Origin of the sequence: Leifsonia sp. Root112D2, assembly GCF_001424905.1 — a bacterium.
In the GTDB taxonomy this organism is placed as follows: Bacteria; Actinomycetota; Actinomycetes; order Actinomycetales; family Microbacteriaceae; genus Root112D2.
The window spans coordinates 2,096,510-2,112,556 of the sequence record NZ_LMCU01000001.1 but is presented as its reverse complement, the minus strand read 5'-3'; the positions used below and the strand labels follow the sequence as shown (position 1 = coordinate 2,112,556).

Sequence of the window (16,047 nt, the reverse complement as noted above, 5' to 3'; positions counted from 1 at the left end):
TGAACGGCGGCCGGGTTGTGCTGCGGGTGCTGCCTGCCGCATCGTCATCTTCGACCCTAGAACACATCGCCCCTGAGATTGTTCGGCGGCCTCTCAGCGGGGCGTGAAAGATGGCAGGATTCCCCCATGACCGATAGTTCGGATGCCGTGCCTCGCGTTGTCGACGACAGGGCGGCGCGGGCGCGGTTGTGGTGGGAGATCGCGATAGTTCTCGGTCTCTCGCTCGGGGCATCCGCGGTGTATTCGATCATTTCGATCATCGTGCGCCTCACGGCGAAGGCTCCGCTGTCGGACCAGTCGGCGACAATCAACGGCTCGCAAAGCACCAATGAATGGCTCGATTTCACCTACCAGTTTCTGGGCATCTTCTTCGAGTTGTTCGCTGTGGCGCTCGTCATCTACCTGCTCTGGCGCCCCGGACACAGCGCGTTCCGACGCATTGGGCTGGACTTCAGCAGACCCGGGCGCGACCTGCGGGCTGGCGGCGGTCTACTGCTGGTCATCGGCATCCCGGGGCTGGCGCTGTATGCCGGCGGTCGGCTACTCGGCATCACGGTCGCGGTGGTCGCCTCGCCCCTAGACAGCCACTGGTGGACGATCCCGATCCTCGTGTTCTCGGCGCTCGGTGCCGGTTTGCAGGAAGAGATCATCATGGTGGGCTACCTGTTCACCCGCCTCGCCCAGCTCGGCTTCTCGAAGTGGACGATGATCGTCGCCAGCGCAGCGGTGCGCGGCAGCTACCACCTGTACCAGGGCATCGGGCCGTTCTTCGGCAATATGGCCATGGGCGTGGTGTTCGGCTGGTGCTACACGCGGTGGGGGCGCACGATGCCGCTCGTGATCACTCACACCCTGCTCGACGTTCTCTCGTTCGTGGGCTACCCACTCGCCGTGGCCTGGTGGCCAGCCCTCTTCGGCGCAAAATAGCGCGGGCTACGCGAAGGCCTCCGGGGGCGGGCAGGCACAAAAGAGGTTGCGGTCACCCCACGCCTGATCGACGCGCCGCACGGGTGGCCAGTATTTGTTGCGGATGAGCGACGGCATCGGGTACACGGCCTGCTCGCGCGTGTACGCGTGTTGCCACTCCCCCACTATCACGCTCTCGGCCGTGTGCGGTGCGCCGGTGAGTGGGTTGTCGCTGGCCGGCCAGGCGCCGGCGGCGACGGCATCCGCCTCGGATTTGATGGCGATCATCGCGGCGATGAAGCGGTCGAGCTCGGGCAGATCCTCGCTTTCGGTGGGCTCGACCATGAGCGTGCCCGGCACGGGGAAGCTCATGGTGGGCGCGTGAAAGCCGTAGTCGATGAGGCGTTTGGCCACGTCGTCGACGCTCACTCCGGTGGCCGCCGTCAGTGGGCGCAGATCGAGGATGCACTCGTGAGCGACGAGACCGTTCTCGCCCGAGTAGAGCACGGGATAGTAGGGGCGCAGGCGCGAGGCGATGTAGTTGGCGGCAAGCACGGCCGATCCGGTGGCCTGCCTGAGGCCCTCGACCCCCATCAGCCGCACGTACGCCCAGCTGATGGGAAGGATGCCTGGGCTGCCGTAGGGAGCGGATGAGACCGCTCCGGTCGAGCGCGGGCCGCTCGTACCGGCAGTCCCTTCGGCAATCTCAGGGACCGCAGGCTCAGGGACCGGCTGTGCAAAGGGGTGGCCGGGCAGGAACTGCGCCAAGTGCGCCTTGGCAGCGACCGGGCCGACGCCCGGGCCGCCGCCACCGTGCGGGATGCAGAAGGTCTTGTGCAGGTTGAGGTGGCTCACGTCACCGCCGAAGTCACCGAAGCGCGCGTAGCCCAGCAGCGCGTTCAGATTGGCACCGTCGACGTAGACCTGCCCGCCCGCGTCGTGAACGGCATTCGTGATGGTCATGATCTCGTGTTCGTACACACCGTGAGTCGACGGGTACGTCACCATGAGGGCGGCGAGGGTGTCGGCGTGCTCGGCGATCTTCGCACGCAGATCCGCAACATCTACATTGCCGAGTTCGTCGCAGGCGACCACGACGACGTTCATACCAGCGAGAACAGCGGATGCCGCGTTCGTGCCGTGCGCGCTGGACGGAATCAGGCAGACGGTGCGTTTCTCGTCTCCGCGCGAGCGGTGGTAACCGCGGATGGCCAGCAGCCCGGCGAGCTCACCCTGGCTGCCCGCGTTCGGCTGCAGGGAGACGGAGTCGTACCCGGTGACCTCCGCCAGCCAGCGCTCGAGCTGGTCGATGAGCTCGAGGTAGCCGCGCACGTCATCGGCGGGGGCGAACGGGTGCACGTTCGCGAATTCGGGCCAGCTGACGGCCTCCATCTCAGCAGCCGCGTTCAGCTTCATGGTGCAGCTGCCGAGCGGGATCATGCCGCGGTCGAGCGCGTAGTCCTTGTCGGCGAGGAACTTGAGATAGCGCATCATGTTTGTCTCCGAATGATGCGTGGTGAAGACCGGGTGCGTGAGATACGCGCTCGTGCGCTGCAGCGCCTCCGGGATGTTCAGCCGCTCACGGGCGATGAACGCGAATGAGCGCGAGTCCGGCCCTCCGAATGCGCGCGCCACGGTGTGAATGTCAGAGTGGGTCGTCGTCTCATCGCATGAGACGCTCACGGTGTCGGCATCCACCGCCCAGAGCAGGATGTTCAGTTCGCGGGCGCGTTCGACAACGCTGTGCGCACGCCCTGGCACGCGAACGAGGAGAGTGTCGAAGAAGTGGTCATGCACGATCTCGGCGCCGGCTTCGAGAAGGTAATCCCGCAGCATCGAGGCGTGGGTCGCGACCCGGGCCGCTATCGACCGCAGGCCGCTCGGCCCGTGATAAACGGCGTACATGCCGGCCATGATGGCCAGCAGCACCTGCGCCGTGCAAATGTTGCTCGTGGCCTTCTCGCGGCGGATGTGCTGCTCTCGCGTCTGCAGGGTGAGGCGATAGGCGGGCTTGCCCGCGGCATCCTGGCTCACACCGACGAGGCGGCCGGGCAGTTGCCGCTCGAGGCCCGTACGCACCGCCATGTAGCCGGCGTGCGGGCCGCCGAAACCCATGGGCACGCCGAAGCGCTGGCTGGTGCCGACGGCGATGTCGGCGCCAAGCTCCCCGGGGCTGGCGATGAGGGCGAGCGCAAGCAGGTCGGCGGCGATGACCGTGAGGCCACCCTGCGCCTTGACCGCGTCGATCACCGCAGACGGATTCCAGAGACGGCCGGATGCGCCGGGGTACTGGATAAAGGCACCGAAGACATCCATATCGACAGTTGTGGGGTCGAGATCGTATGCGGTCTCGTGCAGTTCGATGCCGACGGCGGATGCGCGGGTGGCGAGCAGCGCCTTGGTCTGGGGCAGGGCATCCGCGTCGACGAGAAACACATTCGATGCCGACTTCGAGGCACGGCGGGCCAGCAGCATGCCCTCGACCACCGCGGTGCCCTCGTCGAGCATGGACGCGTTGGCGATGTCGAGCCCGGTGAGATCGGCGACCATGGTCTGAAAGTTGATGAGGGCCTCGAGGCGGCCCTGAGAGATCTCAGGCTGATACGGCGTGTATGCCGTGTACCAGCTGGGGTTCTCAAGCACGTTGCGCTTGATGACCGCCGGCGTGATAGTGCCGCAGTAGCCGAGTCCGATCATGGAGCGCCGCACGCTGTTCTTCGCGGCGAGCTCGCGCAGTTCAGCGAGCGCCTCCGACTCGGTCGCCGCGGAAGGCAGCCCCAGCGTGATGTCGTCGCCGGAACGTATGGATGCGGGAACGGCCGCCTCCATGAGCTCGTCGACCGTGTCGTAGCCGAGCACGGCCAGCATGGCCGACTGGGCGGCGGCATCCGTGCCGATGTGGCGGGAAGAGAACGGCGCTGCCACGGCGATTACTCGCCGACCAGAGCGGTGTACTGCTCCGCGCTGAGCATCCCAGGCACGTCGGCACCGCCGCCGTGCACCGTGATCTTCACGAGCCAGCCCGCCTCGAACGGGTCGCCGTTGACCAGCTCGGGCGCATCCACTACCGCGTCGTTGATCTCGGCGATGGTGCCATTCAGCGGGGCGAAGATCTCGCCGACCGACTTGGTCGACTCGATCTCACCCACGACCTTGCCGGCGACGGCGGTGCTGCCGACGGCAGGCAGCTCGACGAAAACCACGTCGCCCAGCTTGTCGGCGGCGTACGCCGTGATGCCCACGGTGGCGGTGTCACCGTCGAAACGCACCCATTCGTGCTCGGCGGTGTAGTTGCGGTCCTCGGGAACGGCCATGATCAGTTCTTCTTTCTGCTGTAGAACGGGAGCGTGACGACGGTGAAGGGGAGCTTGGTGCCGCGGATGTCGACGGCCAGCCGGGTGCCCGCCCTCGCGTATGCCGGAGCCACGTAGGCCATCGCGACGGGGTGGCCGAGGGTCGGCGAGAGCGCGCCCGAGGTGACGGTGCCGATGGGGACGGTCGACTCGGCCGGGAAGACGGGGTACCCGGCGCGGGCGGCGCGCCTGCCGTCGCCGGCGAGGCCGACCAGCACCGGGGCATCCGCTGCCGGGCCGTCTTCGCTTGCGGCGCGGCCCACGAAATCCACCGGCTTGTCGAGCGCAACCACCCTGCCCAGGCCGGTCTGAGCCGGCATGATCTGAAGGCCGAGCTCGTGGCCGTAGAGCGGCATGCCCGCCTCGAGCCGCAGCGTGTCGCGACTGGCGAGACCGGCAGGCACGAGGCCTCGGTCGGCACCGAGCTCCAGCAGGGCATCCCACAGGGCGGGAGCCTGCTCGGGCGCCAGGTAGAGCTCGAAACCGTCTTCGCCCGTGTAGCCGGTGCGGGCGATCAGCAATGGGTGCCCCTCGAGCAGCGCCGAGACCGCGCGGTAGTAGCGCAGCGCCCCCAATACCCCGGCCACGTCCTCGCCATCCGGATGCCCGCCCTCGATCGCGAGATTCGGCAGCTCTCGCAGAATGCCCAGCGAAGCGGGCCCCTGGATGGCGACAAGGGCGATGTCGTCGCTCTCGTCGAACGATTCGGCATCGAAGGCACTCGTGCGCGTGTGCAACTCGGCGGCGACTATCTCGCGGTTGGCGGCGTTCGCGACCACCATGAAGCGGTCCTCGCCCGTGCGGTAGACCACGAGATCGTCGATGATGCCACCGGATGCGGAGAGCAGCAGGCTGTATGCGGCGCGACCCGTCTCGAGACTCGAGATGGAGCCGGCCAGGGCGTAGTCGAGCGCGACGCCGGCATCCTTGCCGATCACGAGGATTTCGGCCATGTGCGAGAGGTCGAAAAGGCCCGCCGTGGTGCGCACCGCGTGATGCTCGGCGAGGTCGCCGCTGTACCGCACGGGCATCTGCCATCCGACGAAGTCGGTGAACGAGGCGCCGGCCGCCACATGGGCAGCATGCAGGGGTGACAAACGAGGCTCAGGCGACGGGGGCGCTGCGGGCGATGGATCGGACATGAGTTCTCCAGGTCTCCCCGGGCAACGGTGCCCGGAATAGATCATGACGAGCGTCGGCAGACGCCCTCAAGAACTCCCCCTCTGTCATGTGGCCTGAGAGCTTCGGCGCCGCGTGCGACACCTTTCACCATCGGCGGGATCTCGCGTTGAATACACCTGTTGCGCAGATCCACTTTCCAGAGTGGCCCGTTCGATGCGGTACGCATACCTGAGAGATTGTCGGGGAGGATTGCTCCTTCGGTGCCGTCCACGCTTCACGCGCTTTCGGCTCTCCCGCATCGATCGTGAGGCCCGATGTTCAGTTGTGCCCAGCTGCGCCGAGGCGCGCTGTCAGTCTAGCGCGCGGCATCCGGTACGGCTCGGGTTCTTCGCGCCGATCCTCTCGTCCGCCGCGGCGTCTGTTTCGCGAAGCTGCGGATGCCAGGCGGACACGCCGGGTGTGCGGGCTGCCGAGGCGGCATGTCGGCCGGTACATCCGCATATTGGTGAATCTCGCGCACCTCCGCGACGTGCCGTGTGATGCCAATTGGAGGTTCAGGTCAGAACGACACTAAGATGGAGGTTGTCTTAGGGTCATCCTGACCCTAACCTGTGTGAGAGGGTGCGCATGAACACCGTGGATGCCCGCAAGCCGGCCACGGGGCCGACTGCGCGCACGGAGCAGGGCGTCTCGCTCGCGGTCTCGACGGTGATCTTCGCGCTGAGACGGGATGAGGCATCCGGGCTGCCGACCGTGTGGCTGCCGCTCGTGCGTCGCATCCGCGAACCATATGACGGCCGGTGGGCACTGCCCGGCGGACCGCTCGCGGCCAACGAGGATCTCGCCGGCGCCGCAGCCCGCACACTCGGCGAGACCACCCGCCTGGCCCCGCGCTACCTCGAGCAGCTCTACGCCTTCGGCGAGCTCGACCGCTCCCCCGACAAGCGCGTCGTCTCCATCGTCTACTGGGCGCTCGTGCGCTCCGACGAGGCGGCCCAGGTGAGCGAGGGGCAGAATGTGCGCTGGCTCGCTGCCGATTCCCTGCCGCAGCTCGCCTTCGACCACAACCTCATCGTCGAATACGCCCTCTGGCGGCTGCGCACCAAGATGGAATACAGCCGCATCGCGCACGCCTTTCTCGGCGAGACCTTCACCCTCGCCCAGCTACGCGAGGTGCACGAGGCCGTGCTCGGCAGGGCGCTTGACCCGGCCAACTTTCGCCGCAGCATCGAGGCATCGGATGCCGTGGTCGCCACCGGAACGCACCTCACCGGCACGAAGCACCGCCCCCCGCGTCTCTACCGATACAACACCGCCATCGACCTGGCCGATCAGGGCCCGCTCGCGTCGGCCCTCACCGAGAAAAGAAGAGAACCATGAGCGCCACCATCGCATCCGTCGACACGAGAATCGAGCTCATCGCCGATGGCGAGACCGACGGCGAGATCTGCACCCCCGAGCTCGTGGAGGCACCGTGGGAGTTCGACGCGAAAGAGCCCGGATACGGCCCCGGCGCCTCGATGGGCGACACGCTGCCCATCGGCTCCCCGCGTCAGGGCGAGTTGCCGGAGGAGTACCGCACCGCGAGCAAGGATGAGTTGGCGCGTCGCATCCATGAGGCAAAGCAGACTCTCGGCGATCGCGTCGTCGTGCTCGGCCACTTCTACCAGCGTGACGAGGTCGTGCAGTACGCCGACTACGTGGGCGACTCCTTTCAGCTCGCCAACGCGGCCCAGGCTAAGAGCGAGGTGGAGGCCATCGTCTTCTGCGGGGTGCACTTCATGGCCGAGACCGCCGATCTGCTCTCCAGGCCCGAGCAGGCGGTGATTCTGCCCAACCTCGCCGCCGGCTGCTCCATGGCCGACATGGCCGACATCGACTCGGTGACCGAGTGCTGGGAGCAGCTCGAGGAACTCTACGGCACCGAGCCGGATGCCGACGGCCGCGTTCCCGTCATCCCCGTCACCTACATGAATTCCTCCGCCGCGCTCAAGGGTTTCTGCGGCGAGCACGGCGGCATCGTGTGCACCTCCTCGAACGCCGCCACGGTGCTCGAGTGGGCGTTCCAGCGCGGGCAGCGCGTGCTGTTCTTTCCCGACCAGCACCTGGGTCGCAACACGGCGAAGGCCATGGGCGTGCCGCTTGAGGCGATGCCGCTCTGGAACGGAAGCCGGCCGCTCGGCGGCAACGACGCATCCGTGTTGCAGGATGCGCAGGTGATCCTCTGGCAGGGTTTCTGCTCGGTGCACAAGCGCTTCACGCCCGCGCAGATCGAACAGGCTCGCATCGACTTTCCCGGCGTGCGCGTGATAGTGCACCCCGAGTGCCCGATGGAGACGGTGGATGCCGCCGACGAGTCGGGCTCGACCGACTACATTCAGAAGGCGGTCGCCGCGGCGCCAGCCGGCTCGACCTTCGCCATCGGCACCGAGATCAACATGGTGCAGCGCCTGGCCGCCGAGTACCCCGAACACACGATCTTCTGCCTCGACCCGGTGGTATGCCCGTGCTCCACGATGTACCGCATTCACCCCGGGTACCTCGCCTGGGTGCTCGAGGGGCTCGTGCGCGGCGAGGTGCTCAACCGCATCACCGTGCCGGCCGACGTGGCCGAGCCTGCGCGGGTAGCCCTCGAGCGGATGCTGGCGGCCAAGCCCGGCAGCACCCTCGCCTCGATCTCGGCGGCCTGAGCATGAGTGGTCTGGGCATGGCAGGCACCCGGCCGAGCGTCATCGTTGTCGGCAGCGGCATCGCCGGCCTCGTTGCGGCGCTCACGGCGAGCGCCACGCACGAGGTCACGCTCGTGACAAAGGCGCGGCTGAGCGAGAGCAACACGCTCTACGCGCAGGGTGGCATCGCGGCCGCCATCTTCGACGACGACAGCGTGGCCGAGCACGTGGCCGACACGCTGCGCGCCGGCGCCGGGCTGAACGTGCTCGAGGCCGTCGAGGCGCTGTGTTCGGAGGGCCCGGAACGCATCCGCGACCTGATCCGCTTCGGCGTAGAGTTCGACCGCTCCGGCGGGGCACTCGCCCGAGGCCTCGAGGCGGCGCACTCGCACGCACGCGTGCTGCACGCGGGAGGGGATGCGACGGGAGCCGCCATCGAGACGGCGCTCGTGCGCGCGGTGCGCGCATCCGCCGCCCGCATTCTGGAACACGCCTTCGTGAGTGAGCTGATCGTGGACGACGGGCGTGTGGTCGGGATCGAGGTTCTGCGCGAGGGCGAGAGCGAGGCGTTGTACGCGGATGCCGTGATTCTCGCGTCGGGCGGGGCCGGGCAGCTTTATGCACACACGACGAACCCGGCGGTGACGACCGGTGACGGCGCGGCCGCCGCCTGGCGCGCGGGGGCGCGCATGGCCGACCTCGAGTTCTACCAATTCCACCCGACGGCGCTGGCGATCCCCGGCAACTTTCTCGTCTCCGAGGCGGTGCGCGGTGAGGGTGCCGTGCTGCGCAACGCAGTCGGCGAGCGCTTCATGCTCGACGTGCACCCCGACGCTGAACTCGCCCCGCGCGACGTGGTCGCCCGTGGCATCGCCGTGGAGATGGCGGCTCAGGGCGGCACCCCTGTGCTGCTGGATGCCACGCGGCTCGGCGCCGATTTTCTCACCTCGCGCTTTCCCACGATTGACGCCGCCGGTCGTGCGGCAGGGCTCGACTGGGCGCGCGAGGGGATTCCTGTCACGCCCGCCGCGCATTACTGGATGGGCGGGGTTGCCACCGACACGTGGGGGCGTACCTCTCTTGCCGGGCTGTATGCGGTGGGTGAAGTCGCCTGCACGGGAGCGCACGGGGCGAACCGGCTGGCGTCGAACTCGCTGCTCGAGTCGGTGGTCTTCGCGCATCGGGCGGCAACGCAACTGGCGAATGATCCCCGGTGGTCGAGTAGCCGCTTGCGGCGTATCGAGACCTCGTCACCAGGTCTCGATACACTCGCTGGCGCTCGTTACTCGACCAGCGGAAATGCCGAAGTCGTGGATCGAGCCAGCTTGCAGCAGCTGATGTGGCGGTTCGCGGGCGTGCACCGCTCGGGCGGTGGTCTGGAGGAGGCAGCGCAGACGCTGGCCGGGTGGAGCGCCGCGGACGCGGCATCCGCCACCGCTTCAGGCGTGAGCATCGCCCAGCGCGAAGACGCCAACCTGCTCGACCTGGCCCGGCTGCTCGTGAGCGCCGCGCTCGAACGTCGCGAATCGCGTGGCGCGCACTTCCGCTCCGACTACCCGGCCACATCCGACGACTTCGCCCGCCATCTTGCGTGGGCCAGAGAGGTGCCCGTGCCATGCTGACCCCCCAGATCATCGACACCGTCGTGCGCGCCGCCCTCACCGAGGACGCGCCGTGGGGCGACATCACCTCACAGCTGCTCATTCCCGCCGAGGCGCGCGCGACCGCGAATCTCGTGGCACGCGAGCCCGGCGTCTTCAGCGGCGGTGGCGTGTTCGCGGCCACCATGACGGCGGCGGATGCGACGACCGAAACGGCCCTGCACATCGCCGACGGTGAGGCGTTCGAGAAGGGTGCGGTGCTCGCATCCGTCACCGGACCGGCCCGCAGCGTGCTGCAGGCCGAGCGCGTTGCCCTCAACCTGGTGCAGCGCATGAGCGGCATCGCCACACTCACGGCGCAGTATGTGGCGCTTGCCGCGGGCACGAAGGCGCGCATCGTCGACACCCGCAAGACCACCCCGGGGCTGCGCGCCTTCGAGCGGCACGCCGTCGCCAGCGGCGGCGGCCACAATCACCGCTACTCGCTCTCGGATGCCGTGATGGCCAAGGACAACCACCTCGCGGTGCTCACCGCGCACGGAGGGCTCAGCGTGACGGATGCGCTGCGTGCGGTGCGCGCGCAGCTCTCGCACACGACGCACCTCGAGGTGGAGGTCGACCGCATCGACCAGATCGAGCCCGTGCTCGCCGCCGGCGTCGACACGATCATGCTGGACAACTTCAGCCTCGACGAGCTGCGCGAGGGCGTCGCCCTCATCGCCGGGCGCGCGATTGTGGAGGCGAGCGGCAACGTCAACCTCAACACGGTCGCCGCGATAGCCGCAACGGGCGTCGACGTGATTTCGGTGGGCGCGCTCACGCACAGCGTGCGCTCGCTCGACCTCGGCCTCGACGTGGATGTGACCGCAGCGCGATGATCTACCTCGATTCGGCCGCAACTACGGCCGTGCGCCGAGAGGTGCTCGAGGCGATGTGGCCGTATCTGACGGGCGACTTCGGCAACCCGTCCAGCCACCACACGGTCGGTGAATCGGCGGCGCGCGCGCTGGCCGATGCGCGCGCGACCGTCGCATCCTGGCTCGGATGCCGCCCCGGCGAGGTGGTCTTCACCTCGGGCGGAACCGAGGCCGACAACCTTGCCATCAAGGGTATGGCGCTGGCGAACCCGCGCGGTCGCCACATCGTGACGACCCCGATCGAGCACGAGGCCGTTCTCGAATCGGTCGACTACCTGCGGCGCGAGCACGACTTCGAGGTCACGTTTCTCGGCGTCGATCGCACGGGGTTGGTGGAGCCGCACGAGCTGGCATCCGTGCTGCGCGAAGACACGACCCTCGCCACCGTGATATACGCCAACAACGAGGTCGGCACGGTGCAGCCGATCGTCGAGCTCGCGGCCGTCGCACGCGCGGCCGGCGTGCCCTTCCACACGGATGCGGTGCAGGCAGCGGGCTGGCTGGATGTGTCGGCGAAGACCCTCGGCGTGGATGCGTTGAGCGTCTCCGGTCACAAGATCGGCGCCCCGAAAGGCATCGGCGCGTTGTTCGTGCGCGGGCGCATCCCCCTCGAGCCGGTGCTGCACGGCGGCGGGCAGGAGCGCGGGCGTCGTTCCGGCACCGAGAACGTGGCGGGTGCCGTCGCACTGGCCACGGCAGCCCGGCTGGCCGAACGCGACCGGGTCGAGAACGCGGCGCGCGCGATGGCGGCGCGTGACACTTTCATCTCAGCCGTACTGGCGTCGGTTCCCGACGCGGAACTGACCGGGCATCCGAGCCTGCGGTTGCCCGCAACGGCATCCTTCGTCTTCCCCGGCACGAGCGGGGAATCGGTGTTGCTGCAACTGGAGGAGCGCGGCGTCGTGAGCTCGAGCGGTTCGGCATGCGCGGCCGGCAGCGACGAGGCTTCCCACGTGCTCGTGGCGCTCGGCTACCCGGAACAGGTGGCTCAGACCGCTGTACGGTTCTCCTGGTCTGCGGATGTGACGGGCGAGCAATTGACGCCGGTCGCGGCATCCGTTCGTGAGGCGGTCGCCGCCGTCTCGACGCTCGGTCGCTGAGACCACAGAGTCGAGTTCGGTCACGGTTCGCTGGCAGTTCATTCGGAATGTCAGAGGCGTCGCATAGTCTTTCTTCTGGAAAGTTTTCCCGTGTCGGAATAGCCCGATCCCCACCTCGGTTTGCTCTCTTATCGACTTTTCCTCACCACACTTCTCATGACTACGGCGTTGCCCACACGGCCGCCGACAGGAGCTCTCTCGTGACCGACACAACCGCCTCCTCCACGGAGACGATGGCTGAGCACAACACCGGGCAATCCGCCGAGATCATCGACCCGCACGCGCGCCGCAACTCGCGCGTCATCTGGTTGCTTCTTTCCGCGGCATTCGTGGTGATTCTCAACGAGACCATCATGAGTGTCGCGCTGCGCGAGCTCATGATCGACCTCAAGATCGATGCCCGCGCCGTGCAGTGGTTGTCGACGGCATTCATGCTCACGATGGCCGTCGTTATCCCCATCACCGGGTTCCTGCTGCAACGCTTCAGTACCCGCTCTCTCTTTATCGCTGCCATGACGCTGTTCTCGGCGGGCACGCTCACCGCGGCGCTCGCGCCCGGCTTCGAGGTGCTGCTCGCCGCCCGCGTCGTACAGGCCAGCGGCACGGCTATCATGATGCCGTTGCTGATGACGACGATCATGACTCTCGTACCCCCGGCGCGACGCGGCAGAACCATGGGCAACGTCTCCATCGTGATCTCCGTCGCGCCCGCCATCGGCCCGACCATTTCGGGCATCATCCTCAACACGCTCACGTGGCGGTGGATGTTCTGGATCGTTTTGCCGATCGCCGTCGTGATGCTGGTCATCGGCATCCGCAAGGTGGAGAACGTCACCGAGCCGCGCAAGACGCCCATCGATGTCACCAGCGTGATTCTTTCGGCATTCGGTTTCGCCGGTCTGGTCTACGGGCTCAGCAACATCGGCGCGGGTGCCGAGGCCGGTTCCTCCGCCGGCGCCCAGGCCGCAGCCGCGATGCCCATGTGGATCTCTCTCAGCGTCGGCGTTGTCGGCCTTGCCGCCTTCATCCTGCGACAGCTGCGGCTGCAACGTCGTGAGAGGGCACTGCTGGATCTGCGGCCGTTCCGCTCCCCCACCTTCACGATTTCGATCGCCATGATGGTGGCGAGCATGATCGCGCTCTTCGGCACCATCATCCTGCTGCCCATCTACATGCAGCAGGCGCTGGGCATGCAACCGGTCGAGATCGGCCTGCTGCTGTTGCCGGGCGGTCTGCTCATGGGTGTGCTCGCGCCGTTCGTCGGCCGTCTCTACGACCGCTTCCAGCCGATAGTGCTGCTCGTGCCCGGCTCTATCATCGTCAGCGCCGTGCTGTGGGCTCTCACCTTCGTGACCGATCACACGCCCGCCGGCCTGCTGCTGGCCGCGCACGTCACGCTCAGCCTCGGCCTCGCCCTGCTGTTCACCCCGCTGTTCACGGGAGCGCTCGGGTCGGTGCAGCCGAAGTTCTACTCGCACGCGAGCGCGATAGTCGGCACCGTGCAACAGGTTGCCGGCGCCGCGGGAACGGCGCTCTTCGTGACGATCATGTCTGCCCAGGCGGCAACGCTCACGGCCAACGGGGCATCGGATGCTGCTGCCGTGGCCGGCGGCGTTCGCAGCGCGTTCCTCGCCGGGGCGATCATCTTCCTCGTCGCCGTCGTGGCTGCCTTCTTCATTCGCAAGCCGGCCGATATGCCCGAGGGCGCGCCCGCCGCGCACTGACGGTGTGGTCAGTTCATGACGAGCGTCAACTCATGAGCCTGCGCGGTGCCTTCGTCGTCGCTCCAGGTGAGACGAATCCTCGGCGAGCGAACGGCGCTGTCTGAGCTCGCCCGAAATGGAAGGTGATCGCCGGGCTGCACATCACGGGGAATGACCTCGTCGGGCCTGACGTATTTGGGCGGTCGGCTCGCGTCACTCACGAGCGCCGCATGCGCAATGACCGAGCCCACGTTGCGAGCCACCCAGTCGGCACCGCGCAGTCGCTCACACTCCCAGCGCACCTCGCCATCCGGTGCTGACGCGGCTGGAGCGACCTCGCTCACCCGCCGCCCGGCAAGCGCGGCCTCCTCCGTCGCGGCCGCCGCGCGCTCAACGGCCTGCGTCGCCTGGGCCTGCGCGCGTTCCGCCAGGTTCTCGGCGGCGTGAGCCGAGGCATCCGCATCGCCCGCCGTCTTCATGGCAGCCGAGGCGGATTGTGCCGCCGTTGCCGCCCGCTGAAGGGCGTCGGCCGCCGTCGCGACAGCCGACGATGCCGCTTCGGCTGCGGCGTTGGAGTGCGCAAGCGCCTCGTCCGCTCGCGTGCGGGCCTCCTCGGCCGCGTTCTCGGCTCCCTTGCCTCGTACCACCGCAATCAGCGCAACGAGCAGGGCAGCGCAGGCGACAATGATGCTCAGCACCTCAACGAAACTCACTCTGGAATTCTAGTGAGCGCCGGCGGCTGGCGCCTCGGCCGCGAGCGCAATGGCCCGCTAGAATCGGTGCTCCCACTGGAGCGATACCGAGGAGGAGATGGTCGATGGTCTCTTCTCTCTCGGAATCCGCTGTCGTCGCGACGCTTCGTGCCGCCGGATGCGTGTTCGCCGAAGACGAGGCAGCGCTGCTGGTCTCGGCTGCGCGCACGCCCGCCGAGCTCACCGACATGGTTCGGCGGCGCGCATCCGGGCTGCCGCTCGAGCCGATCCTGGGCTGGGCGGAATTCTGCGGGCTGCGCATCATCGTTGAACACGGCGTCTTCGTTCCCCGACGCCGCACCGCGTTTCTCGTGGCGCAGGCGGCCGCGCTCGCACGTTCGGGGTCTGTGGTCGTCGATCTCTGCTGCGGATCCGGCGCCGTCGGCACGGCGCTGGCGGCATCCGTGCCGGGCATTCGGCTGTACGCCGCCGACATCGAGGCCGCTGCGGTGCGCTGCGCCCGCCGCAACATCGAGCCGCTCGGCGGGCAGGTGTTCGAGGGCGACCTGTACGAACCGCTCCCGGATGCCCTGCGCGGCACCGTCGACATCCTCGCCGTCAACGCGCCATACGTGCCGAGCGAGGAGATAGCGATGATGCCTCCCGAGGCGCGCATTCACGAGCCCCGAGTCACCCTCGACGGGGGCGCCGACGGGCTGGACGTGCAACGCCGCGTGGCCGCGCAGGCATCGGCGTGGCTCAGGCCGGGCGGATGCGTGCTGATCGAGACCAGCAGACGCCAGGCCCCCGTCACCGCCGAGATCTTCGCGAGTTACGGGCTGACGCCGCAGGTGATGACCGACGACGAGCTGAGCGCGTCCGTCGTGATCGGTACCCGCCCTCTCAGCTGAATCCAGAAAGCGACGCAACGATACGATTCCACGATGGGCGAATACGAGGATCTGCTGAGCGGGCCTCGCGGGCGACGACTCTGCCTGAGCCTCATCGCCACCGCGATGCCGTCAACCTGGCCCCTCGTGCACAACGCCGCCATCCATCCTTCCGACGGCGAGCTGTTCGAAGAATTGCTCAGTCGCCCGGTATCCGTTGGATGTGAGTCTGGAGAAACGCCACGATTGGTGGCGCGTCACCGGGCATGACGGCACCTGGCTGATTCCTGACTGGGAGGCGGTCGCGGCAGATTACGACGCCGCGCACCTGACGGCGCTCGGCTATCTCACGACGGCCGGCAGAAAACTTGCCGCCGCCGGTCGAATGGCAACGCGACTATAGGCACGGAGGTCCGTGGCATGTCGCCACACCGTGAGATGAGGGCCAGACCGGCTCAGCGAGCCAGCGGGTCGTAGGCGAGCTTCAGGCGCGCTGCCGCCGCGTGCAGCCGCTTGTCCCGTGTCCAGATTCCTGTACCCGGCGTCACCAGAGCTGAGGCCAGCAGGTGCGCGTCGACGAGGCTCAAACCCCGCCCGAACAGCCTGTGCTGCTCGACGAGATACATCACCTCGTCATGCGTGGCCGCCGACGTCACCGGCAGATTCGCGAGCAGACGCAGAACATCGGCGCGGCTGCGCAGGGAGCCCAACGAAAGCTCACCGATCACCACGGAGTGCTGGACGACAAGGCTGCGGTCAAGCAGGTCGACCAACTCCGCTTCGGCATGATGCAGATGGTCGATCCACACCGAGGTGTCGACGAGAATCATCGAGATCACGCGGCGTTACGGCGCCTCGGTGCGGCTGTTGCCTTCGCGTCGCTTCCGCCGAGCAGGGCCAATCGCCGAGCGCTCTCCTGCTGGATCAACGCCTCCAGGCCCAGACGCACCAGTGCGGACTTCTCGATCGTGCCGGTCAGCTCGGCGGCCTTCGCCACCAGTTCGTCTTCCAGAGTCACCGTCGTGCGCATGCTCAGACCTCCTGCATCAAATTTAGCATCAAATGATGCGGGTGCGGATGTTCACCAGACTCGT

At 67.7% G+C, this 16,047-nt stretch carries 15 protein-coding genes and 2 riboswitches; of the genes, 9 read left to right on the top strand and 6 right to left on the bottom strand.

Features of this window, described 5'->3' with window-relative positions; genetic code table 11:
* Positions 1-126: 126 nt before the first annotated feature.
* Positions 127-927 (top strand): CPBP family intramembrane glutamic endopeptidase, encoded by an 801-nt coding sequence (locus ASC63_RS09855; RefSeq protein ID WP_055812546.1) that lies wholly within the window; start codon positions 127-129, stop codon positions 925-927.
* 6 nt (positions 928-933) lie between these two features.
* On the opposite strand, the gene gcvP is transcribed toward ASC63_RS09855, so the two are convergent.
* The 3 genes from gcvP to gcvT form a co-directional block, all read right to left on the bottom strand.
* The gene (gene gcvP / locus ASC63_RS09850; protein ID WP_055815296.1) at positions 934-3,774 is read right to left on the bottom strand and encodes an aminomethyl-transferring glycine dehydrogenase; all 2,841 of its coding nucleotides are present in this window, start codon (positions 3,772-3,774) and stop codon (positions 934-936) included.
* A 62-nt stretch (positions 3,775-3,836) separates the two neighbouring features.
* Complete coding sequence (gene gcvH / locus ASC63_RS09845) at positions 3,837-4,220, bottom strand: glycine cleavage system protein GcvH (protein ID WP_055812543.1); 384 nt, start codon at positions 4,218-4,220, stop codon at positions 3,837-3,839.
* A gap of 2 nt (positions 4,221-4,222) precedes the next feature.
* Complete coding sequence (gcvT, locus tag ASC63_RS09840; RefSeq protein ID WP_055812539.1) at positions 4,223-5,401, bottom strand: glycine cleavage system aminomethyltransferase GcvT; 1,179 nt, start codon at positions 5,399-5,401, stop codon at positions 4,223-4,225.
* 71 nt (positions 5,402-5,472) lie between these two features.
* A riboswitch (glycine riboswitch) is annotated at positions 5,473-5,587 on the bottom strand.
* A riboswitch (glycine riboswitch) is annotated at positions 5,588-5,687 on the bottom strand.
* 321 nt (positions 5,688-6,008) lie between these two features.
* Between gcvT and ASC63_RS09835 the strand changes: the two genes are divergently transcribed.
* From ASC63_RS09835 to ASC63_RS09810, 6 genes are all read left to right on the top strand, one after another.
* The gene (locus ASC63_RS09835; protein WP_055812536.1) at positions 6,009-6,761 is read left to right on the top strand and encodes an NUDIX hydrolase; all 753 of its coding nucleotides are present in this window, start codon (positions 6,009-6,011) and stop codon (positions 6,759-6,761) included.
* The gene (gene nadA / locus ASC63_RS09830) at positions 6,758-8,071 is read left to right on the top strand and encodes a quinolinate synthase NadA (RefSeq protein ID WP_055812534.1); all 1,314 of its coding nucleotides are present in this window, start codon (positions 6,758-6,760) and stop codon (positions 8,069-8,071) included. Before ASC63_RS09835 ends, nadA begins: the two co-directional genes overlap by 4 nt.
* 2 nt (positions 8,072-8,073) lie before the next feature.
* On the top strand, positions 8,074-9,672 hold the full coding sequence (nadB, locus tag ASC63_RS09825) for an L-aspartate oxidase (protein ID WP_235492094.1): 1,599 nt from the start codon (positions 8,074-8,076) through the stop codon (positions 9,670-9,672).
* A complete protein-coding gene (nadC, locus tag ASC63_RS09820) occupies positions 9,666-10,529 on the top strand; it encodes a carboxylating nicotinate-nucleotide diphosphorylase (RefSeq protein ID WP_055812528.1) in 864 nt (287 codons plus the stop codon). The genes nadB and nadC overlap by 7 nt, the downstream gene beginning before the upstream one ends.
* Positions 10,526-11,668 carry a cysteine desulfurase family protein gene (locus ASC63_RS09815; protein ID WP_055812525.1) on the top strand — a complete coding sequence of 381 codons (1,143 nt, stop codon included), beginning with the start codon at positions 10,526-10,528 and terminating at the stop codon, positions 11,666-11,668. The genes nadC and ASC63_RS09815 overlap by 4 nt, the downstream gene beginning before the upstream one ends.
* 233 nt (positions 11,669-11,901) lie before the next feature.
* Positions 11,902-13,392 carry a DHA2 family efflux MFS transporter permease subunit gene (locus ASC63_RS09810; RefSeq protein WP_055815293.1) on the top strand — a complete coding sequence of 497 codons (1,491 nt, stop codon included), beginning with the start codon at positions 11,902-11,904 and terminating at the stop codon, positions 13,390-13,392.
* An 8-nt stretch (positions 13,393-13,400) separates the two neighbouring features.
* On the opposite strand, the gene ASC63_RS09805 is transcribed toward ASC63_RS09810, so the two are convergent.
* Complete coding sequence (locus tag ASC63_RS09805) at positions 13,401-14,084, bottom strand: hypothetical protein (protein WP_055812522.1); 684 nt, start codon at positions 14,082-14,084, stop codon at positions 13,401-13,403.
* A gap of 104 nt (positions 14,085-14,188) precedes the next feature.
* On the opposite strand from ASC63_RS09805, the gene ASC63_RS09800 reads away from it, so the two are divergent.
* A complete protein-coding gene (locus ASC63_RS09800; protein ID WP_055812520.1) occupies positions 14,189-14,974 on the top strand; it encodes a putative protein N(5)-glutamine methyltransferase in 786 nt (261 codons plus the stop codon).
* Between the two features lie 202 nt (positions 14,975-15,176).
* Entirely contained in the window at positions 15,177-15,356 is a 180-nt protein-coding gene (locus ASC63_RS09795; protein ID WP_055812518.1) for a hypothetical protein, read from the top strand.
* A 52-nt stretch (positions 15,357-15,408) separates the two neighbouring features.
* On the opposite strand, the gene ASC63_RS09790 is transcribed toward ASC63_RS09795, so the two are convergent.
* Together ASC63_RS09790 and ASC63_RS09785 are read right to left on the bottom strand one after the other, a co-directional pair.
* The gene (locus ASC63_RS09790) at positions 15,409-15,783 is read right to left on the bottom strand and encodes a type II toxin-antitoxin system VapC family toxin (RefSeq protein ID WP_055815290.1); all 375 of its coding nucleotides are present in this window, start codon (positions 15,781-15,783) and stop codon (positions 15,409-15,411) included.
* Positions 15,784-15,788: 5 nt separating this feature from the next.
* Positions 15,789-15,983: a type II toxin-antitoxin system VapB family antitoxin gene (locus tag ASC63_RS09785; RefSeq protein ID WP_055812516.1), complete on the bottom strand. Its 195-nt coding sequence runs from the start codon at positions 15,981-15,983 to the stop codon at positions 15,789-15,791.
* Positions 15,984-16,047 lie beyond the last annotated feature (64 nt).

Coding starts and splice junctions, on each gene's coding strand:
- ASC63_RS09855 (WP_055812546.1), top strand. CDS start 127: ATGACCGATAGTTCGGATGCCGTGCCTCGCGTTGTCGACGACAGGGCG.
- gcvP (WP_055815296.1), bottom strand. CDS start 3,774: ATGCTGGCCGTGCTCGGCTACGACACGGTCGACGAGCTCATGGAGGCG.
- gcvH (WP_055812543.1), bottom strand. CDS start 4,220: ATGGCCGTTCCCGAGGACCGCAACTACACCGCCGAGCACGAATGGGTG.
- gcvT (WP_055812539.1), bottom strand. CDS start 5,401: ATGTCCGATCCATCGCCCGCAGCGCCCCCGTCGCCTGAGCCTCGTTTG.
- ASC63_RS09835 (WP_055812536.1), top strand. CDS start 6,009: ATGAACACCGTGGATGCCCGCAAGCCGGCCACGGGGCCGACTGCGCGC.
- nadA (WP_055812534.1), top strand. CDS start 6,758: ATGAGCGCCACCATCGCATCCGTCGACACGAGAATCGAGCTCATCGCC.
- nadB (WP_235492094.1), top strand. CDS start 8,074: ATGAGTGGTCTGGGCATGGCAGGCACCCGGCCGAGCGTCATCGTTGTC.
- nadC (WP_055812528.1), top strand. CDS start 9,666: ATGCTGACCCCCCAGATCATCGACACCGTCGTGCGCGCCGCCCTCACC.
- ASC63_RS09815 (WP_055812525.1), top strand. CDS start 10,526: ATGATCTACCTCGATTCGGCCGCAACTACGGCCGTGCGCCGAGAGGTG.
- ASC63_RS09810 (WP_055815293.1), top strand. CDS start 11,902: ATGGCTGAGCACAACACCGGGCAATCCGCCGAGATCATCGACCCGCAC.
- ASC63_RS09800 (WP_055812520.1), top strand. CDS start 14,189: ATGGTCTCTTCTCTCTCGGAATCCGCTGTCGTCGCGACGCTTCGTGCC.
- ASC63_RS09790 (WP_055815290.1), bottom strand. CDS start 15,783: ATGATTCTCGTCGACACCTCGGTGTGGATCGACCATCTGCATCATGCC.
- ASC63_RS09785 (WP_055812516.1), bottom strand. CDS start 15,983: ATGCGCACGACGGTGACTCTGGAAGACGAACTGGTGGCGAAGGCCGCC.